General features: G+C 68.2%; 25 protein-coding genes. 11 read left to right on the plus strand and 14 right to left on the minus strand.

The genetic code is table 11. The features are described 5' to 3' along the window. The first annotated feature begins 23 nt into the window (after window positions 1-23). On the plus strand, window positions 24-1,673 hold the full coding sequence (locus HLB44_RS18090; protein ID WP_173125062.1) for an aminotransferase class III-fold pyridoxal phosphate-dependent enzyme: 1,650 nt from the start codon (window positions 24-26) through the stop codon (window positions 1,671-1,673). A 62-nt stretch (window positions 1,674-1,735) separates the two neighbouring features. Here HLB44_RS18090 and HLB44_RS18095 read toward each other — a convergent pair whose 3' ends face one another. Next, entirely contained in the window at window positions 1,736-2,338 is a 603-nt protein-coding gene (locus tag HLB44_RS18095) for a hypothetical protein (RefSeq protein WP_173125064.1), read from the minus strand. Between the two features lie 69 nt (window positions 2,339-2,407). Between HLB44_RS18095 and HLB44_RS18100 the strand changes: the two genes are divergently transcribed. Further along, complete coding sequence (locus tag HLB44_RS18100; protein WP_343051371.1) at window positions 2,408-3,676, plus strand: glycosyltransferase family 4 protein; 1,269 nt, start codon at window positions 2,408-2,410, stop codon at window positions 3,674-3,676. 16 nt (window positions 3,677-3,692) lie between these two features. Here HLB44_RS18100 and HLB44_RS18105 read toward each other — a convergent pair whose 3' ends face one another. Next, window positions 3,693-4,547 carry an NmrA family NAD(P)-binding protein gene (locus tag HLB44_RS18105; protein ID WP_173125066.1) on the minus strand — a complete coding sequence of 285 codons (855 nt, stop codon included), beginning with the start codon at window positions 4,545-4,547 and terminating at the stop codon, window positions 3,693-3,695. Window positions 4,548-4,653: 106 nt separating this feature from the next. On the opposite strand from HLB44_RS18105, the gene HLB44_RS18110 reads away from it, so the two are divergent. Further along, window positions 4,654-5,601, plus strand: coding sequence for a LysR family transcriptional regulator (locus HLB44_RS18110; RefSeq protein ID WP_217283711.1), 948 nt, complete (start codon window positions 4,654-4,656; stop codon window positions 5,599-5,601). A 6-nt stretch (window positions 5,602-5,607) separates the two neighbouring features. Here the strand turns inward: HLB44_RS18110 and lplT are convergent, their stop codons facing one another. Continuing rightward, window positions 5,608-6,834, minus strand: a complete 1,227-nt coding sequence (gene lplT, locus HLB44_RS18115; RefSeq protein ID WP_173125068.1) for a lysophospholipid transporter LplT — start codon at window positions 6,832-6,834, stop codon at window positions 5,608-5,610. Between the two features lie 114 nt (window positions 6,835-6,948). Here lplT and HLB44_RS18120 point away from each other — a divergent pair, with 114 nt between their 5' ends. The 6 genes from HLB44_RS18120 (at window position 6,949) to HLB44_RS18145 (ending at window position 13,523) form a co-directional block, all read left to right on the plus strand. Next, the gene (locus HLB44_RS18120; protein ID WP_173125070.1) at window positions 6,949-7,992 is read left to right on the plus strand and encodes a transporter; all 1,044 of its coding nucleotides are present in this window, start codon (window positions 6,949-6,951) and stop codon (window positions 7,990-7,992) included. Between the two features lie 50 nt (window positions 7,993-8,042). Continuing rightward, window positions 8,043-8,480: a hypothetical protein gene (locus HLB44_RS18125; protein WP_173125072.1), complete on the plus strand. Its 438-nt coding sequence runs from the start codon at window positions 8,043-8,045 to the stop codon at window positions 8,478-8,480. Between the two features lie 26 nt (window positions 8,481-8,506). After that, on the plus strand, window positions 8,507-9,997 hold the full coding sequence (locus HLB44_RS18130; protein WP_173125074.1) for a CYTH and CHAD domain-containing protein: 1,491 nt from the start codon (window positions 8,507-8,509) through the stop codon (window positions 9,995-9,997). 173 nt (window positions 9,998-10,170) lie between these two features. Continuing rightward, a complete protein-coding gene (locus HLB44_RS18135; RefSeq protein ID WP_173125077.1) occupies window positions 10,171-10,953 on the plus strand; it encodes a sensor histidine kinase in 783 nt (260 codons plus the stop codon). Window positions 10,954-11,136: 183 nt separating this feature from the next. Continuing rightward, window positions 11,137-11,601 carry a hypothetical protein gene (locus tag HLB44_RS18140; protein ID WP_173125079.1) on the plus strand — a complete coding sequence of 155 codons (465 nt, stop codon included), beginning with the start codon at window positions 11,137-11,139 and terminating at the stop codon, window positions 11,599-11,601. Between the two features lie 20 nt (window positions 11,602-11,621). Continuing rightward, window positions 11,622-13,523, plus strand: coding sequence for a PhoX family protein (locus tag HLB44_RS18145; protein ID WP_173125081.1), 1,902 nt, complete (start codon window positions 11,622-11,624; stop codon window positions 13,521-13,523). A gap of 25 nt (window positions 13,524-13,548) precedes the next feature. Here HLB44_RS18145 and HLB44_RS18150 read toward each other — a convergent pair whose 3' ends face one another. The 7 genes from HLB44_RS18150 to HLB44_RS18180 form a co-directional block, all read right to left on the minus strand. Then, complete coding sequence (locus tag HLB44_RS18150) at window positions 13,549-14,190, minus strand: glutathione S-transferase family protein (protein ID WP_173125083.1); 642 nt, start codon at window positions 14,188-14,190, stop codon at window positions 13,549-13,551. Between the two features lie 11 nt (window positions 14,191-14,201). Further along, entirely contained in the window at window positions 14,202-14,597 is a 396-nt protein-coding gene (locus HLB44_RS18155) for a GFA family protein (RefSeq protein ID WP_173125085.1), read from the minus strand. Between the two features lie 31 nt (window positions 14,598-14,628). Then, window positions 14,629-15,081 (minus strand): potassium channel family protein, encoded by a 453-nt coding sequence (locus HLB44_RS18160; RefSeq protein ID WP_173125087.1) that lies wholly within the window; start codon window positions 15,079-15,081, stop codon window positions 14,629-14,631. A 32-nt stretch (window positions 15,082-15,113) separates the two neighbouring features. Beyond that, window positions 15,114-15,794, minus strand: coding sequence for a hypothetical protein (locus tag HLB44_RS18165; protein ID WP_173125089.1), 681 nt, complete (start codon window positions 15,792-15,794; stop codon window positions 15,114-15,116). A 420-nt stretch (window positions 15,795-16,214) separates the two neighbouring features. Further along, window positions 16,215-16,958 carry a hypothetical protein gene (locus tag HLB44_RS18170; protein ID WP_173125091.1) on the minus strand — a complete coding sequence of 248 codons (744 nt, stop codon included), beginning with the start codon at window positions 16,956-16,958 and terminating at the stop codon, window positions 16,215-16,217. Window positions 16,959-16,980: 22 nt separating this feature from the next. Further along, the gene (locus HLB44_RS18175) at window positions 16,981-17,751 is read right to left on the minus strand and encodes a TIR domain-containing protein (protein ID WP_173125092.1); all 771 of its coding nucleotides are present in this window, start codon (window positions 17,749-17,751) and stop codon (window positions 16,981-16,983) included. A gap of 45 nt (window positions 17,752-17,796) precedes the next feature. Continuing rightward, on the minus strand, window positions 17,797-18,564 hold the full coding sequence (locus HLB44_RS18180; protein WP_173125093.1) for a toll/interleukin-1 receptor domain-containing protein: 768 nt from the start codon (window positions 18,562-18,564) through the stop codon (window positions 17,797-17,799). Between the two features lie 285 nt (window positions 18,565-18,849). On the opposite strand from HLB44_RS18180, the gene HLB44_RS18185 reads away from it, so the two are divergent. Beyond that, window positions 18,850-19,836: an LLM class flavin-dependent oxidoreductase gene (locus tag HLB44_RS18185; protein WP_173125094.1), complete on the plus strand. Its 987-nt coding sequence runs from the start codon at window positions 18,850-18,852 to the stop codon at window positions 19,834-19,836. Window positions 19,837-19,852: 16 nt separating this feature from the next. On the opposite strand, the gene HLB44_RS18190 is transcribed toward HLB44_RS18185, so the two are convergent. Next, a complete protein-coding gene (locus HLB44_RS18190; protein WP_173125095.1) occupies window positions 19,853-20,230 on the minus strand; it encodes a hypothetical protein in 378 nt (125 codons plus the stop codon). Between the two features lie 256 nt (window positions 20,231-20,486). On the opposite strand from HLB44_RS18190, the gene HLB44_RS18195 reads away from it, so the two are divergent. Beyond that, the gene (locus HLB44_RS18195) at window positions 20,487-21,452 is read left to right on the plus strand and encodes a hypothetical protein (protein ID WP_173125096.1); all 966 of its coding nucleotides are present in this window, start codon (window positions 20,487-20,489) and stop codon (window positions 21,450-21,452) included. 4 nt (window positions 21,453-21,456) lie between these two features. Here HLB44_RS18195 and HLB44_RS18200 read toward each other — a convergent pair whose 3' ends face one another. Genes HLB44_RS18200 through HLB44_RS18210 form a run of 3 tightly spaced genes read right to left on the minus strand, consistent with a single transcriptional unit; the run spans window position 21,457 to window position 26,665 of the window. Further along, window positions 21,457-23,277 carry an acyl-CoA dehydrogenase gene (locus HLB44_RS18200; protein WP_173125098.1) on the minus strand — a complete coding sequence of 607 codons (1,821 nt, stop codon included), beginning with the start codon at window positions 23,275-23,277 and terminating at the stop codon, window positions 21,457-21,459. Continuing rightward, on the minus strand, window positions 23,277-24,422 hold the full coding sequence (locus tag HLB44_RS18205) for a serine hydrolase domain-containing protein (RefSeq protein WP_173125100.1): 1,146 nt from the start codon (window positions 24,420-24,422) through the stop codon (window positions 23,277-23,279). The genes HLB44_RS18200 and HLB44_RS18205 overlap by 1 nt, the downstream gene beginning before the upstream one ends. 2 nt (window positions 24,423-24,424) lie before the next feature. Continuing rightward, window positions 24,425-26,665 (minus strand): TonB-dependent receptor, encoded by a 2,241-nt coding sequence (locus HLB44_RS18210; protein WP_173125102.1) that lies wholly within the window; start codon window positions 26,663-26,665, stop codon window positions 24,425-24,427. Window positions 26,666-26,740 lie beyond the last annotated feature (75 nt).

The raw sequence follows: 26,740 nt of genomic DNA on the forward strand, positions 1-26,740 counted from the left end.
GAAGGCTTGTTAGATAAGGAGGGATGAACAACACACTCACGCTGGTCGCGCTTGCCGCGGCCGCCGCACTCGCCCTGCCGGCGGTGCGGCAACGCCTGGAGCTCTCGCGCGCGAAGCACCGTTCGCTGGCCGGCCACGCGCGCATGGCGCGCCGCGTCGCCGCGCAGGTGCCGGGCTATTCGTACGACGAGGCGCGCTTCTTTGCCGCCGACGCTGCACCGCCCGCGGTGGCCGAGCGCCGCCGCGCCGGCTTCGCCGCGCTCGCCGGCACGCTGAACGCGCGCCATGCGCAGAGCATCGCGCTGACCAAGCAGGCCGCGGCGCGCATCTCCGACCTGCAGTTCACCGGCGCCTACCGCGTGCCGTTCCAGTTCAGCCGCCACCTGCGCGAGCAGCTGTCGCTGGGCGCCTTCTGGCAGCGCGCCGACGGCGTCACGCTGACCGACCTCGACGGCCAGGTCTTCCACGACGTCAGCGGCTCCTACGGCGTCAACCTGTTCGGCGTCGATTTCTACAAGCAGTGCATGGATGAAGGCCTGCGCCGTGCGCAGACGCTCGGGCCGGTGCTCGGCGGCTACCACCCCTGCGTCGCCGACGTGAGCGAGCGGCTGGCGGCGATCTCCGGCATGGACGAGGTCTCGTTCCACATGTCCGGCACCGAGGCGGTGATGCAGGCCGTGCGCCTGGCGCGTTATCACACCCGGCGCACGCACGTCGTGCGCTTCTGCGGCGCCTACCACGGCTGGTGGGGCGACGTGCAGCCGGGACCCGGCAACCCGGTGACCGCACGCGAGACCTACACGCTCAAGGAGATGCACGCCGACACGCTGCGCGTGCTGAAGCGCCGGCGCGACATCGCCTGCGTGCTGGTCAATCCGCTGCAGGCGCTGCATCCGAATGCCGCGGCACCGGGCGACGGCGCGCTGGTCGACAGCGGCCGCTCGGCACACTTCGACCGCGCCGCGTACACCGCGTGGCTGAAGGAATTGCGCGCGGTGTGCAGCGAGCGCGGCATCGCGCTGATCTTCGACGAGGTCTTCGTCGGCTTCCGGCTCGCACCCGGCGGCGCGCAGCAGTATTTCGGCGTGCAGGCGGACATGGTGACCTACGGCAAGACGCTCGGCGGCGGCTTCCCGGTCGGCGTGGTCTGCGGCCGCGCGGCCTGGATGAAGCGCTTCAACGAACAGCGCCCGGCCGACATCTGCTTCGCGCGCGGCACCTTCAATGCGCACCCGGCGGTGATGGCCTCGATGCAGGTCTTCCTCGAACGTCTTGAAGAACCGGCGCAGCAGGCGCTGTATCACCAGCTCGACGAGCGCTGGAATGGCCGCGCCGCGGCGCTCAATGCGCGGCTCGAAGCCGCCGGGCTGCCGGTGCGCGTGGCCAACCTGCAGACGATCTGGACCGTGCTGTACACGCAGCCGTCGCGCTACAACTGGATGTTGCAGTTCTATCTGCGTGCGCAGGGCCTGGCACTGAGCTGGGTCGGCAGCGGGCGGCTGATCTTCAGCCTGGCCTATGACGACGCGGCATTCGAGCACGTGGCCGAACGCTTCGTCGCCGCGGCGCAGGCGATGCAGGCCGACGGCTGGTGGTGGCAGGACGAGGGCCTGACGAACCGCGGCATCCGCCGCGGGCTGCTGCGCGAGATGCTGGCGCATCGCTTCGGTTGAACGGCAACGGGGCCGCACGGCGGCGGCCCCCTTCTTCATGCGATGGCCACTGACTTCAGGCGTCAGCGCGCATGCGGCATCGGATCGATCAGCTCACCGCGCAGCAGGTACAGCGGCGCGCGGTGGTAGAGCTTGATGTCGTGGAATGGGTCGGTCAGGATCTTCACCATCCACGCCAGACCCGTCATCACGCCCTGAAGGTAGAACAGGTGCACGGTGCGGAACAGCAGCCCACCGACGCCGAGCGCCAGCCACAACAGGCCGACGTCATGCCAGTAACCCGACAGGCCCGGGTCCGGCACGATCAGGCCGAACATCGTGCGGTCGGCCGCCAGCAGCAGCGGCGATGCAGCCCACAGCGCCATCAGCACGACCTTGCGGCGCAGGTTGTAGCCGACCTTGATCTCTTCCTTGTGCTCGTGCGTCGCGCGATTGACGTGGTCGTAGCCCTTGGGCTCGAAGAAGAAGTGGCCGGCCTGTCGGCTGGTCATCGAGACGCCCCAGGCCAGCAGCGCGGCCAGGGCCGGATCGCTGAACAGCAGCACGTAGGCGATGACGAAACAGCTGGCGCTCAACAGATGCAGCGACTGGTTGATGCGGCTGTGGTGGTAGTAGCGGTGATCGTCCCAGCGCTGGATCGCCAGGGTCTCGAAGAATGCGTGCACGGTGGAAGGCTCCTCGGGTCGAAGACGGCGCATCGTGACCACCGACGATGACATTCGTTTGAACGTGCCGTGGCAATTCATCGCGGGCCGCGCGCCACCGTCATCGAATTGCAGCTTGCGGCAGGCAGCATGCGCGGCATGCGCGAAGCCACCGATCCGATCGTCGTCGAGGACCTGGCGCCCACGCGGCGCTCGCTGCGCATCGCCGTCGTCACCGAGACCTACCCGCCCGAGGTCAACGGTGTCGCGATGACGCTGGCGCGGGTGGTCGAAGGCCTGCGCTCGCGCGACCATGCGATCCAGCTGGTGCGGCCGCGGCAACGCGAGGAGGCCGGCGCCGATGCCGCCGACGACGGGCTCGACGAGGTGTTGATGCGCGGCCTGCCGATTCCGCGTTATCCGCACCTGACGCTGGGCATGCCGTCGAAGAAGGCCTTGCTCGCGCGCTGGACCGTCAAGCGGCCGGACATCGTGCACATCGCCACCGAAGGGCCGCTGGGCTGGTCGGCGCTGCAGGCCGCGTTGCAGCTGAAGCTGCCGGTGAGCTCGGACTTCCGCACCAACTTCCACGCCTACAGCCGCCACTACGGCGTCGGCTGGCTGCACAAGCCGATCCTGGCGTACCTGCGCAAGTTCCACAACCGCACTCGCTACACGATGGTGCCGACCGAGGCGCTGCGCGAGCAGCTGGTGGATGCGGGCTTTCGCAACCTGCGGGTGCTGGCGCGCGGCGTCGACACCACGCTGTTCGATCCGCGCCGGCGCAGCGACACGCTGCGTGCGAGCTGGGGCGCGACCGAGCGCACGCGGGTGATGCTGTGCGTCGGCCGGCTGGCGGCGGAGAAAAACCTCGGCCTGCTGCTGACGGCCTTCGAGGCAATCCGCCAGGCCGAGCGCGACGTCAAGCTGGTGCTGGTCGGCGACGGACCCGAGCGCGCCGCGCTGCAGCGGCGCTGCCCCGACGCGGTGTTCGCCGGCGCGCGCAGCGGCGAAGACCTGGCCGCGCACTACGCGTCGGCCGACGTGTTCCTGTTCCCGAGCCTGACCGAGACCTTCGGCAACGTCACCGTCGAGGCGATGGCCAGTGGGCTGGCGGTGCTGGCCTTCCACTACGCCGCCGCCGAGCGCTTCATCGAGCCCGGCGAGAACGGCCTGACCGCACGCTTCGACGACGAAGCCGACTTCGTGCGCCAGGCGGTTCAACTGGCCGGCGACCGCACGCTGTGCCGCGCCATCGCCCAGCGCGCCCGCACCACCGCGACACAGCACGGCTGGGAGCACATCGTCGAGCAGATCGAGCGAGTCCTCTGCTCGGCAATCGATCAACCGGCCGGCTGAGGCGGCGGGCCGCCGGCTAGCGAAACGCGCCAGCGTTCTCGGCCACGAAATCGAGGAAGCGGCGCGGCGCATGGCCGGTGAGCGCCTGCACGTCATCGCTCAAGCCGGCCGCCCAGCCCTGCTTGACGACGTGGTGCAGGCTCATGAACCACTCGATCACCGGCGCCGGCATGCCCATGCCCAACATCGCCGCCTCGGCCGCGCTTTCGGGTACGTCGACGTAGTCGATGCGGCGACCCGCCGCTTCGGAGATCGCGGCCAGCTGCTGCGCATTGCTCAGCGCCTCGGCGCCGGTCAGCGTGTAGCTGCGGCCGGCATGCGCGGCGGGGTCGGCCAGCACCGCGGCGGCGCTGTCGGCGATGTCGCGCACGTCGATCACGCCGATGGCGCCGTTGCCGGTGGGCGCGTGCCAGGCGCCGGCCTTCAGCTGCTCGCCGTGGTAGTTGACCCAGTTCTGCATGAAGAAGCTCGGCCGCAGCAGCGTCCAGCCGAGGCCGCTGGTCTGCACCAGCTCGTCGATCTGCCCTTGCAGCCGGGCGATCGCCACCGGGCTGCCCGCATCGGCACCGGCGGCCGACGAGCGCACGATGTGGCGCACGCCGGCGGCACGCGCTGCATTCACCGCGTTGCGCGCCAGCGCCAGCTTCTCGGGCACCAGCGGCAGCAACAGGAACAGCGTGTCGAAGCCCTTGAACGCGCGCGCCAGCGAGGCCGGGTCGGCAAAGTCGGCTTCGACGCCCAGCACGCCGGGCACGGTGCGGCCGGAGGGCGAAACCAGCACGGCGCAGTCGGCGCGCTGCTGCTGCAGGCGGCGCACCAGCTCGCGGCCGATGTGGCCGGTGGCGCCGGTGACGAGGATGCGGTGGCTCATGGTGTTTCCTTCGGGGAAGCGGGTTGCGATGAGCTCACTGTAGGCAGGCGGACATCCGAATTGAAGACATAGAATTTCGAATCATCTTCAACCACGGGTTGACGACTTGAAGAACCTGCAAGGACTGGTCTCCTTCGTCGAGAGCGCCGCGGCCGGCAGCTTCACCGCCGCGGCCGCGCGGCTGGCATTGACGCCGGCGGCCGTCAGCAAGAACGTCATCGCGCTGGAGCGCCAGCTGCAGGTGCGGCTGTTCAATCGCTCGACGCGCCGGCTGAAGCTCACCGGCGAGGGCGAGGCCTTTCTGGCCAACGCGAGCGAGGCGCTGCGCCTGCTCGACGACGCGGTCAACCAGGTCACGCGCGCCAGCGGCGAGCCGGCCGGCCGTGTGCGCATCTCCAGCGGCATCTCGTTCGGCCGCCGCTATGTGCTGCCGCTGCTGCCGCGGCTGGCCGCACGCCATGCGCTGCTGCAGGTCGAGCTGAGCCTGGACAACCGCGCGGTCGACCTGGTGGCCGAGGGCTACGACATCGGCGTGCGCGGCGGCATGATCCCCGACTCCAGCCTGGTCGCGCGCCGCGTCGCGCAGTTGCCGGTGGCGCTGGTGGCGTCGTCAGCCTACCTGCGCCAGCACGGCGCTCCGGCCACGCCGGCGGAGCTGCCGCAGCACCGCCTGCTCGGCGTGCGCTTCGCGTCCGGCCAGATCGCCACCTGGCACTTCCGCAAGAGCTTCGGCCGCGTCACGCGCGAATGGGAGCCCACGGCGCGCATCTGGGCCTCCGACCCCGAATCGCTGGTCGACCTGGCGCTGGCCGGTCACGGCATAACGCAGACCGGCCTGCACCACGTCGTGCCTTGGTTGCGCTCTGGCCGGCTGAAGGTGCTGCTGGCGGCCCAGCACGAGCCGGGGCAGCGCGAGATCGTGCTGCACTATCCGCATCGGCAATTCCTCAGCGCGCGGGTGCGCGTGGTGGTCGACGCGCTGCTGGAGCATTTCAAGCAGCAGCAGGAGCTGCTGGTCGACCCGCGTGAGCTGCCGGCCGAGTGGCTGGCGTGAGCGGCTTCAGCCCGGCACCTCGTCGGGTGCCGCCCGCGACGCGGGCGCGCTACGCAGCATCAGCAGCGCAATGCCACCGGCCACCGACAGCCCGAAGCCCCACATCAGCCCGATGATCGACACGTCGGCACGCAGCAGCGCCGCGTAGGCTCCAAGCATCACCAGCACGCTCAGGTTCTCGTTGAAGCCCTGCACGGCGATCGACCGGCCCGCCGTCAGCAACGCATGGCCGCGGTGCTGCAACAGCGCATTCATCGGCACCACCATCAGCCCGCCGAGCAGGCCCAGCAGCGCCAGCAGCGGCACCGCCCAGCCGAGCGAATTGACCGACGCCGTCAGCGGCACCGCAAGCCCCAGCAGCACGCCCAGCGGCAGTACGCGCCGCGCCGCGCGCAGCGCAATCCAGCGCCCGGCGATGCCGGCACCGATCACCACGCCGACCGCCACCGCCGCCTGCAGGTAGGCGGCCCGGTCCAGCGGCAGTCGCAGCACCCGCTCGGCCCACACCAGCACCGCGAACTGCAGCGTCGCGCCGGCGCCCCAGAAGATCGTCGTGGCCGCCAGCGACAGCCCGCCCTCGGCGTCGCGCCACAGCCGGCGGTTGCAGGCGGCGAATTCGCGCACCAGCCGCAGCGGGTGGATCCCGCTCTTCGGATAGACCGCGCCGCTCGCCGGCAGCCCGAGGTTCAGCCACGCGGCGATCGCATAGACCACCAGCAGGCTGCCCAGCGACAGCGCGAGCGGCGCATCGCCCACCACCGCCGCGCCCCAGCCGCGCCACAGCGGGCTGACCAGCAAGCCCCCGAGCACCGTGCCGAGCAGCACCGCGCCGACCACCGACACCTCGATCCAACCGTTCGCAGCGACGAGCTGGCGCGGCGGCACGATCTCGGTGATCAGCCCGTACTTCGCCGGCGCCATCGCGCACGCCGCCAGCCCGACACCGGCGAAGGCGAGCACCGGGTGCACACCGGCCAGCAGCGCGATGACGCCCAGCACCTTCAGCGCGTTCATCCAGCCCATCAGCTTCGCCTTCGGCACCGCATCGGCCAGCGGCCCGAGGAACGGCGCCAGCAGCACGTAGCCGAGCGTGAACGAGAACTTCAGCAGCGGCGCCCACCAGCCCGGCAGCTGCCGCTCGACCAACAAAGCGATCGTCACGATCAGCAGCGCGTTGTCGGCCAGCGCCGAGGCGAACTGCGCCGCGATCAGCCGATGGAAACCGGGCGGCATGCGGTGCGGATCAGTGTCATGTGGCGATTGTTCGAATCGGCTGCGACGCCCGCACGAAAGGCGCGTGACGATTCGAAGTCAGTGCGTCACGAGGCACTGCCTACCATTGGCACCATGAGCGACTCGACCACCCCCGCCAGCTTCAGCTTCGACAGCGCCGACGACGGGCTGATCTGCGGCTACCACTTCCGCCCCGGCCAGGCCGGCGCGCCGATCGCATCGACCACCGAAGCCCTCGCGCTGCTCGAGCGCGAGGCCGGCCGCCACGAGGGCTTCGTCTGGCTGCACATGAACCTGAGCCACGCCGCCGCGCTGCCCTGGCTGCGTGCGCATGCCGGCTTGGCCGACAGCTTCTTCGAAGCGCTCGACGAGGGCTCGCGCTCGACGCGCATCGAGCGCGACGGCGACGCGCTGTACGCCGTCGTCAACGACGTCACCTTCGACTTCAAGTTCGATGCTGCGGACGTCGCGACGCTGTGGGTCGGCGTGCAGCGCGATCTGGTGGTCAGCGCGCGCCGCCATCCGCTGCGCGCGGTCGACCGGCTGCGCATGGCGGTCAAGCGCGGCGAAGCGCTGGATTCCAGCGTCGCGCTGCTCGACCACCTGCTGCGCGACCAGGCCGACGAGCTGCAGCGCATCGTGCGCTCGACCGTCGAGCGCATCGACGACATCGAGGACGCGCTGCTCGCCGGCAAGGGTGATCAGCTCGAGCGCCACGACACCGAATTGGCGCGGCTGCGCCGGCTGGCGGTGCGGCTGCAGCGGCTGCTGGCACCGGAACCCGGCGCGCTGATGCGCACGCTGTCGCGCCCGCCCGGCTGGGTCTCGGCCGAGGACCGCCAGCACCTGCACCGCGCCAGCGAGGAGTTCGGCGTCGTGCTGCGCGACATCGCCGCGCTGCAGGACCGCATCAAGCTGATGCAGGACGAAGCGGCCGCGCGCGTCGCGACGCAGAACAACCGGAGCCTGTTCACGCTGACGATGGTCACCGTGCTCGCGCTGCCGATCAACCTGGTGTCGGGCCTGTTCGGCATGAACGTCGGCGGCATCCCGCTGGCCGGGCATGGGCTGGGCTTCTGGGTGATGCTGGCGATCATTGCCGGCCTGACCGGCGCGATTGCCGGCGTCGCGCTGCGCATGCTGCGCGGGCAGCGCTGAAGCTCGATAGATATACTGTTTATACGGTTTATCCCGTTTCAGGAGCATCGATGGCCACGACGACCAAGCCCGCTGCCAAACGCAGCGCCGCACGCAAGACCGACGCCGCGGCGCCGAAAGCCACCAAGGCGCCGGCGAAGAAGGCGGCGAAGCCGGTGAAAGCCGCTGCGCCGGCCACCGAGGCGCCCGCCGAGAAGCCGGCAGCCAAGCCGGCGAAGCCCGCCAAGCCGAGCACCCCCAAGCCGGCCCCTGCGCCGAAGCCGCCGAAGCAGAAGCTGGTGCGCGACAGCTTCACGATCCCGCGCAGCGAATACGCAGCGCTCGAGGCCCTGAAGCAGCGCCTGGTGCAGCTGGCGCAGCCGGCCAAGAAGAGCGAGGTGCTGCGCGCCGGCGTCAAGCTGCTGACGACGCTGGCCGACGACGCGCTGCGCGCCGCGCTGGCCGCGGTGCCGTCGATCAAGACCGGCCGGCCGAGCAAGGCCAAATAGCGCGTCAAAGGCACGTGCAGCAGCGCATGGTCGAGATCGAGCTGAAGTTCCAGGTGCCGCCCGAGCGGCAAGCGGCGCTGCAGCGCGCGGTGGCCACCGCCAGCGCCGAGACGCTGCGGCTGCAGGCGCTGTATTTCGACACCGCCGACCGGCGCCTCGCCGGCGCCGGCATTGCGCTGCGGCTGCGCCGCGAAGGCCCCGTCTGGGTGCAGACGCTGAAGGCGCTCGGCGCGCATGCGCTGGAGCGGCTGGAGCATGAGGTGGTCGTCGGCCGCATGCGCGCGCCGCCGGCGCTGGACCTGCAGCGGCATGCCGGCACGCCGGCGGCCGCGCGGCTGGACGCAGCGCTGGGTAGCGACGTCGAGCTGGTACCGGTCTACCAGACCGACGTGCGCCGCACTCGGCGCGTGCTGCGCACCGACGGCGCGCGCATCGAGATCGCGCTCGACGTCGGCGAGATCCGCGCCGGCGAGCGCCAGCAGCCGCTGCACGAGATCGAATTCGAGCTGCTGGCGGGGCCGCTCGACGGGCTGATCAGCGTGGCCGCGCGCTGGGCCGAGCGCCATGCGCTGTGGCTGGACGTGCGGCCGAAGTCCGAACGCGGCGACCTGCTGGCGCGCGGGCTCGCCGTGTCGCCGGCGGCCGGCGCCGGCGTGCCCGTGCTGACGAACAAGATGAGCGGCGACGCGGCGCTGCGCGCCATCGTCGGCGCCGCGCTGGCGCAGGCGCTGCCGAACGCCGCCGCGCTGGCCGCCGGCTGCGGCACGCCGGAGCACCTGCACCAGCTGCGCATCGGCCTGCGCCGGCTGCGCGCGGCGCTGCGCACCTTCGGCGCAGAAAACCCGGCGCTCGATCCCGCGTGGCAGCCGGCGCTGGCCGCGCTGTTCGCCCAGCTCGGCGGCACGCGCGATCGCGACGTGATGCGCGCGACCCTGCAGCCGCTGCTCGAAGCCGCCGGCGCGCCGCTGGTGGCACTGCCGGAGGGCTCCGCCGCCGCCGACGACACCGTCTGCGAGGCGCTGCGCGCGAGCGCGACCACGCAGCTGCTGCTCGCGTTGCTCGGCTTCGCGCACGGCGCCAGCGCCGCTGCTGCGCCCTCGCCCACGCCCCCCACGCCGCCACCCGTGCTGCCGCAGCTGATCGACCCGCTGCGGCGCCTGCAGCGCCGCATCCGCCGCGACGCGCGCGACTTTCGCAGCGCCCCCGACGAGCAGCGCCATCGCCTGCGCAAGCGCCTGAAGCGCCTGCGCTACGGCCTCGACGCGCTCGCCGCGCTGCTGCCGGCCAAGCCCTTGCGGCGTTACCTGTCGACGCTGAAACCGGCGCAGGAAGCGCTCGGCGAGCTCAACGACCTGGTTGTCGCCGAAGCCGCCTTCCGCGCGCTGGTGGCCGACGATGCACGCGCCTGGTTCGCGCTCGGCTGGCTCGCGGCGCGGCGCGGGGTGCTGCTCGAACAAGCGGCGCAGGCGCTCGACGCTCTGCCCGGCTGGCCGAAGGCCTTCAAGCAGCGGCGCTGACCCGCAGCGCGACCGCCGCCGCCGCCAGCACCGATGTCCGGGTAGCTCGGCCCGCGCTGGTCGACACACTTGATGTGATTAGGGTTTGCGTGATTGATTTATTTCGTGAGTGACCTAAAGTTCACCTCAGCGACCACCCAGCCGCGCCCTTCGACCCCACCAGGAGACCGGAAATGAGCACCACGGCCCTGTGCAGCGCAATTCCCGCCACGCCGGCGCAGCGTGAACTCGATCACTTGCGCGAAGCGCTGCAGCAGGCGGAGGCGGCCAATCGCGCGATGTCGGTGCTGGTCGCCAAGCTGGGCCACGAGCTGAAAACGCCTTTGAACGCCATCGTCGGTCTGGCGCAGCTGATCCACCCGCCGGGCGGGCGCGAGCCGCAACCCGAAGTGGTCGATCGCTGGCTCGATCAGATCGCGCGCCTCGGTTGGCACATGGCCGATGTCGTCGACACCTTGATGGAACTCGGGCGCTGCGGCGCAGGACACCTGCGCGCCGGCTGCGAGACCCTCGATGTGCTGGAGCCGATGACCGAGGCCCTGCGCATCGTCGAAAGCGATGCCGCGCGGCGCGACATCACGATCGGCTTCGTCGGCGACGTTCAGGCGCAGGTGAAGGCCGACCGCCGCGCGCTGCGGCAGGTGTTCGTCAACCTGTTGAGCAACGCCATCAAGTACAACAAGGAGGGCGGGCGCGTGAGCCTGTCGGTACGCGGCGGCGAGCGCGTGCGCATCACCGTGCGCGACACGGGCCCGGGTCTCACGAGCGCGCAGCGCGCGCGTCTGTTCCAGGCGTTCGATCGCCTGGGCGCCGAGCGCACCGGCGTTGAAGGGCACGGGCTCGGCCTGCTGCTGTGCCGGGAACTGCTGCTGGCAATGGACGGCAGCATCGATGTCGACAGCGTCGACGGAGCGGGCTGCACGTTCACCGTCACACTGCCGGGGCGCGCCGCATGAAGTAGGCCCGCCGCACGGCGCTCCTGCCGCGGACGCCGATCGGCAGCGCCGCGGCACGCACCTGGGCGGCTCGACGCGCTGCAGCACGAGCGGCACTGAGGGCAATGCGCCGCTGGGCGACGCCGTCAACACCCGGTCACACGCTCGCGCCAGACTGCGCGTCCCGCCGCTGCGAAGACGCCGATGAACGAGCCGCCGACCCCTGCCCCGCCGCTGGCGGCGCGCCCGCGCCGCGCGCTGATGATCAGCGTCGATGGCCGGCGCAGCCCCATCGAGCTACAGAGTTTTGCGCGCGCGCTGCGCCTGGGGCCTGCGGCGGTCGACCTGCTGCAGCGCGCCGGCGTGATCGAGCTGTCGACGCGTCCCGACCCGGCACCCACCGCCGACGCCGGCCACGGCCTGGAGCCGATCAAGCGATACGCGCTCGAGCTCGCCTTCCTGATGCTGGCCGGCCGCGCCGACGACATGCTCGAGCTCGGCAACGCGATCCACAACCGCGCCGCGCTGCTCGACTGGTGTGAACGCTGCGCGCAGGCGATCACCCAGCACAGCGGCGCCGAGTGCGCCGAACAATTCCAGGCGATGGTGCGTGCGCACCTGCCGCTGCACCGCCGCGCCCGCGCCGCGGCCGACGATTTGCACGACTGAAAAACGAAAGCTCACACCCGATGGCCAAGGATTTCTCGACGATGGAAGACAGCAACCGCAGCGGCAATGCCAGCCTGCACGAGCTGTCCGATCCCACCCGGCGCAACGTGTTGCGCGGCGGCCTCGGCGGCGTGCTGGCGAGCCTGCTGGCGCCGCTGTCGCTGTCCGGCTGCGCGGGCTTGAGCGAAGCACGCCGCAGCGGCATCGGCTTCGCCTCGATTCCGGTGTCGACCGCCGACACGGTGAGCGTGCCGGCCGGCTACACGACGCAAGTCATCGCCGCCTGGGGCGAACCGGTCGGCCTGGCTGGCGCAATGCCGGCCTGGCGCGACGACGGCGGCCACTCGGCCGCCGAGCAGGCCGCGCAGATGGGCATGCACCACGACGGCATCCACTACTTTGCGCTCGACGGCTCGCAGCGCGGCCTGCTGGTGATGAACCACGAGTACACCGACGATGGGCTGCTGCATGCCGACGGCATGAAGACCTGGAGCGCCGAGAAGGTTGCCAAGGCGCAGGCCGCGCACGGCGTCGCGGTGATCGAGGTGCAGCTGCAGGACGGGCGCTGGCAGCACGTGCGACCCTCGCGCCATGCGCGCCGCATCACCGCGTCGACGCCGATGCAGCTCGGTGGCCCCGCCGCCGGCCATGCGCTGATGAAGACCGCCGCCGATCCCGACGGCCGTCGTGTGCTCGGCACCTTCAACAACTGCGGCAGCGGCATCACGCCCTGGGGCACCTACCTGACCTGCGAAGAAAACTTCATCGGCTATTTCCATGGCCCGGAGAGACCCGACGCGCACGGCCGCCGCTGGGGCCTGAAGAAGGACGGCAGCGGCTACCGCTGGCACGAGCACGACGAGCGCTTCGATGCCACCAGGCATCCAAACGAGCCGAACCGCCACGGCTGGGTCGTCGAGATCGATCCGCTGGATCCGGCGTCGACGCCGATCAAGCGCACCGCGCTCGGCCGTGCCGCGCACGAAGGCGCGACCGTCGCGCTGACGAAGGACGGCCGCGCGGTCGTCTACTCCGGCGAGGACGCGCGCTTCGAGTACATCTACAAGTTCGTCAGCCGCGACGCGGTGAAGCCCGGCGGCGCGAAGGCCAATGCCGAGCTGCTGGACCACGGCACGCTGTACGTCGCGCGCTTCGATGCCGACGGCAGCGGCCGCTGGCTGCCGCTGCGCCACGGCGAGGGGCCACTGACGGCCGCCAACGGCTTCGCGGACCAGGGCGAAGTGCTGATCAAGTCGCGCCAGGCCAGCGGCCTGCTCGGCGCAACGAAGATGGACCGGCCCGAATGGATCGCCATCGACACGGCGAGCCGCGACGTCTACTGCACGCTGACCAACAACACGAATCGCGGCGCCGACAAGCAGCCCGCCATCGACCCGGCGAACCCGCGCAGCGACAACACGATGGGCCACATCATCCGCTGGCGCGACGACGGCGACTTCGATGGCACCGGCCTGCGCTGGAGCCACTTCGTGCTCGCCGGCGACACGCAGAATGCGCGCGCCGATGCCAAGGGCAACATCAACGGCGACGCCTTCGGCTGCCCCGACGGCCTGTGGATCGACGGCCGCGGCGTGATGTGGATCCAGACCGACATGTCGACCTCGGCGATGGGCAAGGGCGACCTGGCCAAGCTGGGCAACAACGTGATGCTCGCCGCCGACCCGGCGACCGGCGCGATCCGCCGCTTCCTGAGTGGCCCGAGCGGCTGCGAAGTGACCGGCGTCACCGCCACGCCCGACGGCAAGACGCTGTTCGTCAACATCCAGCACCCCGGCGAAAGCCCGAGCGAGCGCAGCGACCCGGCGGCGCCGACGAAGTTCTCGCGCTGGCCGGACGGCGGGCGGCCGCGTTCGGCGACGGTGGTGGTGCGGCGGGTGGATGGTGGGGTGGTCGGGACCTGAGGCCGCTGGATTCCGCCGGCGGGCTCTACCACTTCGGCGCAATGCGCTCGCCGGGCAGGATGTCGTAGGGATGTGCCCACCCGGGAATCGCCTGGACCCGAGACAACCATGACCGGATGTGCGGAAAGCGGGTTTCAACTTCGTATTCGCTCTCTTCGAGCGGATAGAAGAGGTAGCCACAGAGCGAGAAATCCGCAATCGTCGGCGCGCTGCCGACCAGGAATGGCCGCGCCTGGAGATGCTTGTCGACGATGCCGAACGCGTTGTCCAGACGACCACGAAGCCAGGCCATGACGGATGGGTCCGGCGCGGTGGCACCAAACGCCTTCATGAAGCGGTAGCTCGCAAAGTAGCTCGTGAACTTGTGGTTGTCGAACAGGAGCCACCGCAGGACCTCGTGCTGCTCGTCCTCGGTGGCGCCTGCAAAGGCGCCATGCTTGCGTGCCAGGTACGAAAGGATGAGACCGGATTGAGTGAGGCGGCGTGCGCCGTCTTCGAGGATGGGCACTTCGCCCATTTCATTGGCGGACTCCCGCCACGCGGCATCGCGCGTGACGCCGTGCATGAAGTCCACGAAGACCGGTTCCCACGGCTGCTCGAGCGCGCGCAGCAGGAATGCAACCTTGAAGGTGTTGCCGGACTGACAGAAACCGTGCAGACGGACCATGCGTCATGCTCCTATGGGTTGTGCTCGAATTCGACCGGCATGTGCAGCCACGAATGCTGCCTGCGTTCGTAGAACGACACCGTCGGAGACGGAAAGCCCGGGTCGGCAAACGCGCCGACCGGCACCGCCACCACGCCGTCCCGTCCTTCGGCCGTGTAGTAGACGGTGGCCCCGCACATCGGGCAGAAGCGGAACGTGAACTTCGTTCCGCCGTCGCCGACTCGCACGTACTCGGTCGCTGCGCCGGTGGCCTTGAAGCCGGCACTGTCGAAGCGCGCCTGTTCGCCGAACACGCTGCCTGTTCGCTTCTGACAGGCGAGGCAGTGGCAGACCGAGATGCGAAGAGGCTCCCCGTGGACTTCGGCTTGAAGTTGACCGCAGGAGCACGAAGCGATGCGTGTATTCATATGCAGTCGTTCCCTTGTTCCCTGACCTCGACTACTCGCGCGGGCGAGCCTGGGGCTCGGGAGGGGTACTCCAGAAGCGCTCCATCGAAATGTACGTGAACGACGCACTCCAGCCGATGAGCAGCAGGCCGTTGAGTGCTTCCACGCCTGCCAACAAGCGAATCGGGCCCACGGGCGTGAGATCGCCGAAACCCAGGGAGGTGTATGTCTCGGCCGAGAAGTACAGGGACGATGTGAACAGCATGCCGTGCGCCCCGGCAAGGCTGCCTGCGCCGAAAGCGGTGATCAGTGCATACAGCGCCAGGCCGTAGAGGAATATCTCGAGCGCGTGTGCACAGAAGGCGGCAATGACGACAACCAGCAGCTTGAAGCGATCGGGAATACGCAGGCGCGGCAGGCCACTGTTGAGGCCGCGCAGGACTTCGTAATGCAAGAAGACAGTGATGACCACCAGAAGAGCGGAAGCGATGAGCACGGTTGGCATGGGGAGATGTGTCCGACCTGAGCCGCAACGCGTCAGGCGGCGACCTCATTGCAAGTGAGCGAGTAGTCTGTTCGATACAGTGCAGTGGCCACCTCGGCGGCGCCATGCTCCTCGAGCCGATCACTGCCGAGATCGACCTGTGCCAACGCGACCAGAGCGTCCTGACTGTACCCGGTGATCAACAATGCGCAATCGACGCCATCGTCGACGCCTCGAATGCGTTGCTCACGGGTCATCTGCGCGGCGAGCGCCCCTCGAAACAAATGAACGCTGCCGAGCCCTCGACGCATGGGAACTGGTGGAAGGATTTCCTGGTTCAGCCAGTCGACCAGCGCTGACTCCTGGCCGGGCAGTAACTTGAATCGGCTGAGCAAGGCGACATGACCCATGCCGACCCCGTGACTGCCCAGGATCGAGCAGAGGCCTCTCCTCATGCCGCGATAGTGCGGCATCATGTTCGCCGTCCATGGCGTCGGGTGGTTCAAGCGTTCGAGGTAGGCATCGGAGGCCAGCGTATCCAGGTCCGCGACCTCGTACAGCACGAGGTACCGGGGTTGCCCTTGAAGCGCCACCCAGCGCGTTCCCCTGCGGAACCCGGGGATCGACAGCCGTTCCGGCAGATGTTCGTGCGTGTGCCAATCGTCGTGTTCCGGGATGGCCTCCGGAACCACGTCGAATGACAACAGCATCGCGGCTTTTCCGAGCAGGGGCATTCTGTTTTCTCCGGCGGTGAGCATCGGAAGCTTGCGGGCCGGCGCGATGGAACGGTTGGCCGCCAATCGCGCAGGCCGCCATGCGTTGCCATAGGGAGACCCGCCAGACGCCAGCGCACGAGCGGACTTCGGAGGAGAAGGGCACCGCCAGAGACCTGCTGGGATGCAGAATTGCGGCAGCGTCAGGCGGAGCAAGCTTTGCGAGAGCAGCACTGACAAAGCGGTATGCGTCTTCGTCGGTTGTGTGACGGTGGTTCATGTCCACAGACAGCCCGCATAGCTGCTTGGCAGCCCGTTCCTTCAACTCCGAGTCGGACAAGCGAGCCAGATAGTCCGAGAATTCGCTGTACGGATCAGGCACGTGTAGGAGAAACATTCCGTTGTGTTGCGGAACCGTGCACTGAGCCACGTAGCTCAGCTCTAGGCGTCATCGTGTCGAGTTGCGCGAACGTTTAGGTGACTCAGATCATAAGAGAGCGGGCGGTCCGAGACAGGTCGCAGCCCTTCTCTGTCCAAGCGCGGATCCTTGGGCTGATCCTGGCTCAGATATTGAAACGTATAGAGGCCGGTCCTACGTTGATATCTCACCTCGCAGACAAGTTGAGGTCTCGCATAGACGAACTGGGCGAGTTGAATTGGTTCGGCATCTGGTCGGTTCAGAACTACGTTCTCCGCAAACAGGTGCTCGTTCTCTGCCTCAAGGTCCGTGTGAAAGGGTCTCTTCTGCTCCTTGCCATTCCGTCTTGAGGTAAAGACCTTCTGCAGGGTGACCGCGAAAATGTCGAGCCAGCCTAGCAATTCTCGACTCGCGATTACGAGATTGAAGTCTTCCGGCACGGAACCTGTGTACCGCAGGGTGTAGCACTTGACGAGAAGTTCGAACAGACCGACCTGAATGCCTGAATAGAACTCAGGATCGAATGCCTTCAGGGCGTTCCAATGGGCTCTCCTCAGATGACCATGAGAAACGTTTCCCTGAAGTGCCAGCACGGCCTTCAAATGCTTCTCTACTGCTGTGCTTGCCAACTGCGCGCCCTGAACAGGCATGCCGGCGCGAAGCAGGATTCTGGCGGCCTTGTAGTCTTCATAGCCATCGCCAAGGAAAGCGAACATGCGACGAGCTTCAATTGTGTTCTCGAGCCAAGTTCGAGCGACGGTCTTCATGTAACACCTTTAGGCATCAGTCTTAGAACGGGACGTCGTCCTTCTTCTTCTCTGCACGCGAGAGCACGAACTGAGTCTCGTTTTCATCTATCCATTTCCATCCTTCATCCGCGATGGCTAGGCCGGGGTAGCCTTCACTCTCTTGTTCGTTCCATATCTCTGACTCGCGCAAGAGCTTCTTTTGAAGCAGGCGCCTGATCGCAATGTTGAAACCCATTCCGGTTATACCGGCACGTTCGGCACTTCTTTTCACAGAAGAAACGGTCGCAGAGTAGTCAGGCATGTACACTTCACCAGCGATGATGGCTAGGACCAAGACTTCGGGTTGAGATAGGCCATGTACCGGCGCAACGGGGTCGGACTCAGCTATCTGATCGAGGACGGCGTCTTGTCTGATGATAGCTTCGAGTCGCGCAGTGAGACTTGACTTGAGCTTGTCGAAGTCGCTAGGTGCGTCAGCCAAGTAGGGGATGATGGTCCTGTGTTGGATGTCGAACGGGTATTTCTTGCCAGTGCGCTCTTCAGAGCAGACCATGACTACCGGGCGGCCAGCTGCGAAGGCGAACCCCAACTCGTACCAGACATTTGGGTTGTCAGCTGTGATGTCTGCCAAGCAGACTGCCGCCAGGCGAATGCCCTTTTCGATTGATTCAATAGGTACTGCCACACCGGGGTCTCGATCAACCCTATAAGCCTCCAAACCAGCAGCCACGATTGCTGGCTTGTAGATATCCTGGAACCGCTTGTCGAACTTCCCGCTGTCAAACGGCTGGATCACAAAACAGGTTGCCATGTCGAGGGCCTTCGTGATGGTTGAGTTCTGATGCCTAAAAGGGTTTCACGCGCCCATCGAAGGGGTCGCCAAGATCAACTTCGTTGCTTCTGCGATGCTATTGGCAAAGTCATCGAAGCGATCACTAACATTGGCCGTTGGCGCATCGTACTTCTCGTGCGCCTCCCAAGCACGCTCAGATTGGCGGCGTAGCTTGGCTTCCCAGATGCCTAGTGCCTCAACGATATCCTTCTTCGTGCCGATCGAAGCAGACGCGCGCACTATTGCAAGCAGTTCTTCTAGCAAGTCACGTTCGGTCGGTATCAAGCGTGACCTGTCAATTTCAGAGCCAATGCGAGGAATCTTCTTTTGTAGATCATCCTCTATTGCTGGCCAAAGACGACCGTACAGGGAGATGAGCACTTGCTGATCGAGTCTGGATGTTGCATCCGCAGTTGAGACAGCTTGTGCGAGAGAAAGCAGGCCTTCTCTGTCGAGCGTTGTAGCTTGATACATGCCTAGGGGGCTTGGGATCTCAGACTTGGCTATGTCGACCAGAAGAGGTATGAGTACGCCATGTTTGGTTGACTTTGCAAGAGCTCCTGCTTCAAAGAGCATCCAAGCACTGTTCAGGTTTGCTCGCGTAAGACAGACAATTCCAACATCAGTGCTACTGAGCTGTTCGGCTAGCTCGTTGGACCATCGCTTGCCCGGTTCGATATCTGACTCCGACATCCATGGTTCAACCGACTGAACTAGCATCGGAAGCCACGTTCGAATGAAGTCTGCGACATCTGCGCTTTTCTCTCCGGACCAGGAGATGAATACTCGCATGTTCTCTCCAGAGGTTAATGGTAGTGAAGCCTAGCGTGAAATGGACGCCCACAGAACCAAGCAGTCATGGCAATGCGAATGACCCGACTCGGCCGCATGCATGCCAATAAAGTATCCATAGTTCTTGTCCGGCGCGGACAAGGCAATTTCCATTGACATCCACTTCCTCCCGTCAGTGGCCGCGTAGCTTACGCCCGCTCACCAACCACCGTCCAGCCGGAGAGTCATCCGCCCGACCGAAACCCCACCCCGGCAAAGCCCGACAATCCCCGGCACCATCGCCCGATGACCCCCCTCTCGATCCTCGACCTCGCCCCCATCGTCGAAGGCAGCGATGCCGCCGAAGCGCTGCGCCGCACGCTCGACCTCGCGCAGCACGCCGAAGCCTGGGGCTACAAGCGTTTCTGGCTCGCCGAACACCACAACATGGACGGCATCGCGTGTTCGGCCACCGCGGTTCTGGTCGGCCATGTCGCCGGTGGCACGAAGTCGATCCGCGTCGGCTCCGGCGGCGTGATGCTGCCGAACCATGCGCCGCTGACGGTGGCCGAATCCTTCGGCACGCTGGCGACGCTGTATCCCGGCCGCATCGACCTCGGCCTCGGCCGCGCGCCGGGCACCGACCAGGCCACCGCGCGTGCGCTGCGCCGGCACCTGGCGACCGAGCACGAAGACGCCTTCCCGCAGGACGTGCTGGAGCTGCAGGCCTACCTCGGGGATGCGCAGCCGGACCAGGCCGTGCGCGCGATTCCCGGCGTCGGCACCCAGGTGCCGATCTGGCTGCTCGGCTCCAGTCTCTACAGTGCGCAGCTCGCGGCCTACCTGGGCCTGCCCTTCGCCTTCGCGTCGCACTTCGCGCCCGATCTGCTGCTGCAGGCGCTGGAGGTCTACCGCTCAGCCTACCGGCCGTCGAAGGACTGGCCGAAGCCGCACGCGATGGTCGGCGCGAACGTGATCGTCGCCGACAGCGACGACGAGGCGGCGCGCCTGTTCACGTCGCTGCAGCAACGCTTCCTCGGCATGCAGCGCGGCCAGCGCGGCCCGCTGCCGCGGCCGATCGATCCGGCGGCAATGGCCGCGCTGTGGAATCCGCGCGAGCAGGCCGGCGTCGAACGCATGCTGGCCGCCAGCGCGGTCGGCTCACCCGACACCGCGAAGCGCCAGCTCGACGCGCTGATCGAGCGCACGCGCGCCGACGAGCTGATCGTCGCCTGCGCGGTGCACGACCACGCAGCGCGGCTGCGTTCGTACGAGCTGCTGGCGCGGTTTTGAATGCGGCCGGGCCCGCCTATTGACGGGTGATCACGAAGCGCCGCCCATCCGGGAAGACGCCTTCGTAGTTCCTGTCGTCGACGCGCCTGGGTTTCCAGAAGGCGTCGCGACAGCCGTTCAGCGCCTTCGACATCTGGATCTGCAGGTCGAATCCTTCCACCGTGAGATTCGACACCACGACCGGCGCCTGCACGCCGAGGCACGGATCGTCGCGGTTCTTCGCCAGCAGTTGGTAGCTGCCGGTGCCGCCACTGAGCGTGAGCTTGGCTTCCCGCGGCAGTCCCTGCGGGCCCGGGAACCGGGCCAGCCACACGCCGTCGAGCGACGAAAGCGACTGGCCGACGGCCGCTCCACCCATCAGCGCGATACCCGCGGCGACCAGGATTCGGACCATGCACCCGCCGACAACAGCCACAGCGGGACTCTACTCCTCGCCCCGCAGCCGTGGCCCCGCGGGCCGACGAGCTGATCGTCGCCTGCGCGGTGCACGACCATGCGGCGCGGCTGCGTTCGTACGAACCGCTGGCGCGCATGAACTGACGGGCCCGGCGCTGTGTGGAAAGCGCGGCAACAAACGCGACAACTGCGCGACCGACCTGAAGCGTGACCGTGCGCTTCGAACGCGACACTGGGCCGCATCACCACGTGACGTGGCTGCGGCCGATGAACGCGCCATTCCCAAGCCAGCCATGAGCAAACAACACGATTCCCCAACGATCGACCTGGACGCCCTGCCATCCGACGCCCGCGACTTCATCGCCGCCGAACTGAGCGACGGCAACCAGCTGCTGGCAGTCCACGCACCGCCACCGGGCGTCAGTGCGAGCATTTATGTGTTGCTCGCGCGCGCGCCGCGCACACGCGCTGACGACATCGAAGGCGGCTGGCGCTTCGGCGAGCTTGCACCCGGCCTGCCGGCAGTGCTGGTGATGGTCTCCGAGCCCTGCGAAGAAGACCCACCGCCGGTGCCTGAGCCGCCCCAAGCACGGCCACGGCACCGTCGGTACCCTGAAGACAGCCCGCTGGTCGCTCGCTTCCGCATCAGCATGGCACTCGACTACGACGCCTGGCACGATGGCACCGGCTATGACCTTGAGGCGATCGATGCCGCGAGCCCGGCAGAACGCGAAGCGATGATGCAACTGCTGATCGACCGCGGCCTCGACGACTGGCGCGACATCGAAGCCGTGACACGGATCGGTGGCGAGAAAGCCGATCAGCTGCTGAAGCGACTTCAACGCCAAGGCAGTGCTCGCCAGCGCCTGCACGTGCTGCGCCATGCCCCCCAGCAGGTTGACGATCAGCAACGAACGGAGGCGCTGGTGCAAGCGCTCACCGAAGGCGAGAGTTTCGGCAGCCTGTCGGCCTGCCTGGACGAAGTGGAGGCCTGGCATCCGCCGCCCGTGATCGAAGCGCTCTGGCGCGCGATCGAGCGACCCGACGACACGCTCGCCATCAACGGCGCGGCCATGCTGGCCTTCTTGCACGGGCTGGCGGACGAACCCTTCGACTGGAGTCAGCGCCCGTTCTTCCTGCGCTTCGGCAGCGACGATGCCGACGAGCGAGCTGCCGCGCGTGCCGAACTGAGGCAGCGCATCGCCGAAGCGCAGCCATAGCTGCTCACAACCACGCCGGGTCGACGTCCAGCACGCTCGCCTCGGTGCAGCGCAGCAGCGCGTGGCGCGCCTGCATCGGCGCGAGCTCGGTGGTCAGGAAATGGTCCATGGCCGCCAACTTTCCGCGATAGAAGTCGGCTGCGCTGCCCTCGGCCTGCGCCAGCGCACGGGTCGCGGCGAGACCTTGCTTCAGCCACAGCCAGCCGACGACGCTGTGGCCGAACAGCTGCATGAAGTCCCAGGCGCCGGCGAGCGCGCGGCGCGGGTCGTCGCGCAGCGCATGGCCGAGCGAGCGGATCGTCTCGCCCAGTGCTTCCCACGCCTCGGCCAACTGGCCGGCCTGTGATGCCAGCACGCCGGCCTGCGCCTGCAGGCCGCCATCGGCCGCGGCGCGGGCCTGGGCGATGGTCTCGTTCACTTCCTGCGCCAGCGCGCCGAACGCCGCGCCGTCGTCGCCGAAGAGCTTGCGGCCCAGCAGGTCGAGCGCCTGGATGCCGTTGGTGCCTTCGTGCAGCGCATTGAGCCGGTTGTCGCGCCAGTGCTGCTCGACGGGGAAGTCGCGCGTGTAGCCGTAGCCGCCGAGCACCTGGATCGCCAGGTCGTTGGCCGCAGTGCCGAAGTGCGAGTTCCAGGCCTTGACCACCGGCGTCAGCAGCTCGAGCAGGCGGCCGGCGCGCTCGCGGGCTTCGCGCCCGCTCGCGTGCTGCTGCAGGTCGTGCAGCCAGGCCGCGTGCAGCGCGAGCGACAACGCGCCCTCGGCAAGCGCCTTCTGCGTCAGCAGCATGCGCCGCACGTCGGCATGCTCGACGATCGCCACCGGCGCCTGCTGCACGTCGCGGCCGAGCCGGCCCTGGCGGCGTTCACGCGCATAGTCCAGCGCCGCGCGGTAGCCCGCCAGCGCGACCATCGCCGAGCCGAGGCCGACACCGATGCGCGCTCCATTCATCATCTGGAACATCGCCGCCAGGCCTTCGTGCGGCCGGCCCAGCAGCTCGCCGGTGCACTCGCCCTGCTCGCCGAAGTTCAGCATCGCCGAGGTCGTGCCGCGAAAGCCGAGCTTGTGGATCAGGCCGGCCAGCGCCACGTCGTTGCGCTCGCCCGGCGATCCGTCCGGCCGCAGCTTGAACTTCGGCACGATGAACAGCGACAGGCCCTTGACGCCGGGCGGTGCGCCGTCGATGCGTGCCAGCACCAGGTGCACGATGTTCTCGGTGATCTGATGGTCGCCGGCGGTGATGAAGAGCTTGCGGCCGCGGATCGCGTAGCGGCCGTCGGGCTGCGGCGTCGCGCTGCTGCGCAGGTCGCCGAGCGACGAGCCGGCCTGCGGCTCGGTCAGCACCATCGTGCCGAACCAGTGGCCCGCGAGCAGCTTCGGTAGATAACGTTCTATCTGAGCGGCCGTGCCTTGCGTCTTGATGACGTCGGCGACGCCGGCGGTCAGTGTCGCGTAGGCCTCGATCGCGATGTTCGCGGCCTTGAACAGGCCCCAGCAGCCCATCGCGACGCTGAGCGGCAGCTGCATGCCGCCGTCGGCCGCGTCGTGCGTCGCGGCGATGAAGCCGGCGTCGGCAAAGGCGCGCAGCGCGGCACCGGTGCTGGCGGGCAGCGTGATGCGCTGGCCGTCGAAGCCGGGCTCGTGCTCGTCACTCGCCCGGTGGCAGGGCGCGAAGCGTTCGGCCGCGATGGTCTCGGCCGCCTGCAGGGCGGCCCGCAGCGTCTCGGCGCCGTGGTCGGCGAAACGCGGCAGCGCGAGCAGGCCGGGCGCATCGAGCAGCTCGAAGAGTTGGAAGACGAGCTCGCGATGGTGGTCTGCCAGCGTGGACATCATCCGACGCAGCGGTACAGCGCCTCGGACAAGGCGGCCGCGTTCGGCCCGCCGATGATGCCGGGCGCCATGCGGTTCATCATGTACGCGAAGGTCAGGCGCCGGTCGGCATCGTTGATGACGATCGAGCCACCCCAGCCGCCCCAGAAGCAGACCCGGCCCTCGGGGATGAAGGGCAGCAGCGCCGGCTGCGGCAGGCCCCAGCCGAGGCCCATGCGCATCGGCAGCCCGAGCACCAGGTCCATGCCCTCGGCCTGCGGCTCGAAGATGCGCTCGATGGTCTGCGGCGACAGCAGGCGCACGCCGTCGACTTCGCCGCCGCAGGCGATCAGCGACTGGATGCGGGCCACCGAGCGCGCATTGCCGTGGCCGTTGGCCGCGCCGATGTCGGCCTGCTGCCAGGCCGGCGTCCAGCTGACCGTCGCGTCGGGCAGCGGATTGGTCAGCGTCTTGAACATCGGGCTCGCCGGATCCAGCGTCGCCATGTCGATCGGCAGCGGCGGCGGCGGCACGACACGGGCCACGCGCTCGCTTTCCGAGGCCGGCAGACCGATGTGGAAATCGGCGCCGAGCGGCTGCGCGATCTGCTCGGCGAAGAAGCGGCCGAGCTTCTGGCCGGTGATGCGGCGCACCACCTCGCCGACCAGGTGGCCGTAGTTCAGCGCGTGGTAGCCCGAGGCACTGCCGGGCGCCCACCAGGGTGATTGCGCGGCGAGCAGCCGGGTGCTGAGATCCCAGTCGCACAACACATCGGTATTGACCGGCTGCTCCCAGCCCGAGACACCGGAGGTATGCCCCAGCAGGTGCCGCACCAGCACCTCGCCCTTGCCGGCGGCGCCGAACTCGGGCCAATAACGCCTGACCGGTGCGTCCACGTTCAGCTCGCCGCGCTCGACCAGCAGCAGCGCGGCCAGCGAGGTCATCGTCTTGGTCGTCGACCAGACGTGCGTCAGCGTGTCGCTGCGCCACGGTCGCGTGCGCGCCTCGTCGGCATGGCCGCCCCACAGGTCGACCACCGGCTCGCCGTCCAGCGTCACCGCGAGCGAGGCGCCGAGGTCCTCGTCGTTGGCGAACAGCGCGGCGAAGCGGGCGCGCAGCGGCTCGAAACGCGCGGCGCAGCGGCCTTGTACGGTTGGCGCGTGCATGCTCAGAACTCCAGAGACGCGCCGATGCCGAATTGCCGCGGCGGCGTGTAGGTGACCTGGCGCGCCGCGCCGAGCAACGGCGACGCGATGCTCATGCTGGTGATCGCGGTCTTGTCGGTCGCGTTGCGCACCCAGCCGTAGACCTTCCACTTGCCGTTGGCCGGCCGGATCGAGGCCGACAGGTTCAGCATCCCGTAGCTGTCCTGCACCGCATCGGCGGTGTTGAACTCGGTGAAGAAGACCTTGCTGCGCCAGACGACGTCGGCGCGCATGCTGGCGCGCATGCCGGCGATCGTCGGCGTGTACTCGGCGCTCAGCGCGGCCTGCGACTTCGAGGCGAACGCGAGCTGGTTGCCCTTGACGTTGACCGGCGGCGTCATGTTGCGCAGGTCGGCGTTGACGAAGTCCTTGTACTTCGGGTCCATCAGCCCGAGGCCCAGGCCCAGCGTCAATTCCGCCGCCGGCTTGACGCCGATCTCGACTTCCACACCGTTGATGCGCGACTTCGCCGCATTGGCCAGGATCACCGTGGCCGTGCCGACCTGCGAGACCTGCATGTCCTTGTAGTCGGTGGAGAACACCGCGGCGCTGAAGGCGCCGCGGCGCTGCCAGAAGCTGGTCTTGAAGCCGAGCTCGACGCCGAGCGACTTCTCCGGCCTCACCAGGTTGCCCTGCACCGAGCCCAAGTTCACCGCGCCGGACTTGAAGCCGCTGGCCACGCGGCCATAGGCCAGTGCGTCGGCGCTGAGCTTGTATTCGGCGCCGAGCGAGGCCGGCGTGCTGGTCCAGCTGTCGCTCGGCGTGCCGCGCGCGTTGAGGCCGAATGCTGCTATCTGCTGGTATTCCTCGGCGCGCTTGCTGTCGCGGTTGTAGCGCAGGCCACCGAGCAGCGAGAACTTCGGCGTCAGCGCATAGCGGAAGTCACCGTACACCGCGCTCGAGCGCGTGAAGACCTTGCCGCCGAGCACGAACGCGACGCCGCCGGGCATCGGCACCGTGAACGGTGCGCCCGGCGCCAGGAAGCCGAGCGGGATCTGCGTCTGGATGTCGATGTCCTGGCGCTGGTCGAAGCGCAGGTGCGTCGCGCCGACCAGCCATTGCAGCGCTCCCCCCTCCTCCGACGCGATGTGCACGTCGATGCTCTTGTCGGTGCTGGCGGTCGAGAAGCTGCTGGTCGCCACCAGCGCCTCGGTGGTGTCCGAATCCCAGAAGCGGTCGGCCTCGCTCTTGCGCCAGCTCAAGGTCGCACGCAGCGTGTGCGCGCCGACCGGCTGTTCGAGGATCGCCTGCACCGAGCTGACGTCGATCTGATTGGAGGCGCCCTGGCTCTCGACGATCCGCGGATCGGTGCTCGGCACGGCGCCGAACAGCAGCTGCGGGATCATCACCGGGTCGGCCAGCAGCGGCATGCTCGGACCCGCGTCCTTCTGGCGATAGTGGCCGGCGATCAGGCGCAGGTTGGTGCCGCTGCTGAAGTCGGTGGCGGTCTGCAGGCGGATCGCGCGCGAGTCGTGGTCGTCGAGCTTGTCGGGGCCGACGGTGCTGCGCCCGCCCGGCAGCACCGGGCCGAAGGACTGGCCGGCGAGCGGGTTGCTGGTGTAGCCGTCGAGCTGCTTGGCCTGGAACGACAGCCGGCCCAGCGTGCCGCCGCCCGAACCGCCAAACAAGGGACCCGAGACGAAGCCCTCGACCTCGCGCCGGCCGTATTCGCCGAACAGCACGCCGCCCTTGGCCTGGAAATTCGCGGTCGGCCGCGCGGCGATCAGGTTCATCGCGCCGCCGGTCGCGTTCCGGCCGTAGAGCGCGCCCTGCGGCCCGCGCAGGATCTCGACGCGCTGGGTGTCGAACAGGCTGACGTTCGAGCTCGTCTGGTCCGACACGTAGCTGCCGTCGGCATACAGCGCGACGCCGGGGTCGCCGCCGGCGAGGATGAAGACATTGCCGATGCCCCGCACGAAGATCTGCGAGGCGCCCTGGCCGGTGGTGAAGCTGGTGTTCGGGCTCAGTGCCAGCATGTCGGCGAAGTTGGTCGCGCCCTGCTCGGCGAGCTTGCTGCCGTTCAGCGCGGTGATCGAGGCCGGCGTCGTGTCGAGCACCGTGGTGCGCTTCTCGGCGGTGATCGTGATGCGCTCGATCTGCGTGCCCGAGCTTTCGGGCGCTGCCTGCGCGCGCACGCCGAGCGCGGTGCTTGCAAGCAGGCCGCCGACGATCAATTCGGTCACCGGGTTCAGTCTCAACTTCATGGCGATGTCTCCGCGCGTTGGCTTTGTGGATGCGTTCGCGGTCATCGTCGGGCGGCGCGCCGAAAGCGTCTATCG

Source organism: Pseudaquabacterium terrae, from assembly GCF_013266755.1.
In the GTDB taxonomy this organism is placed as follows: Bacteria; Pseudomonadota; Gammaproteobacteria; order Burkholderiales; family Burkholderiaceae_C; genus Pseudaquabacterium; species Pseudaquabacterium terrae.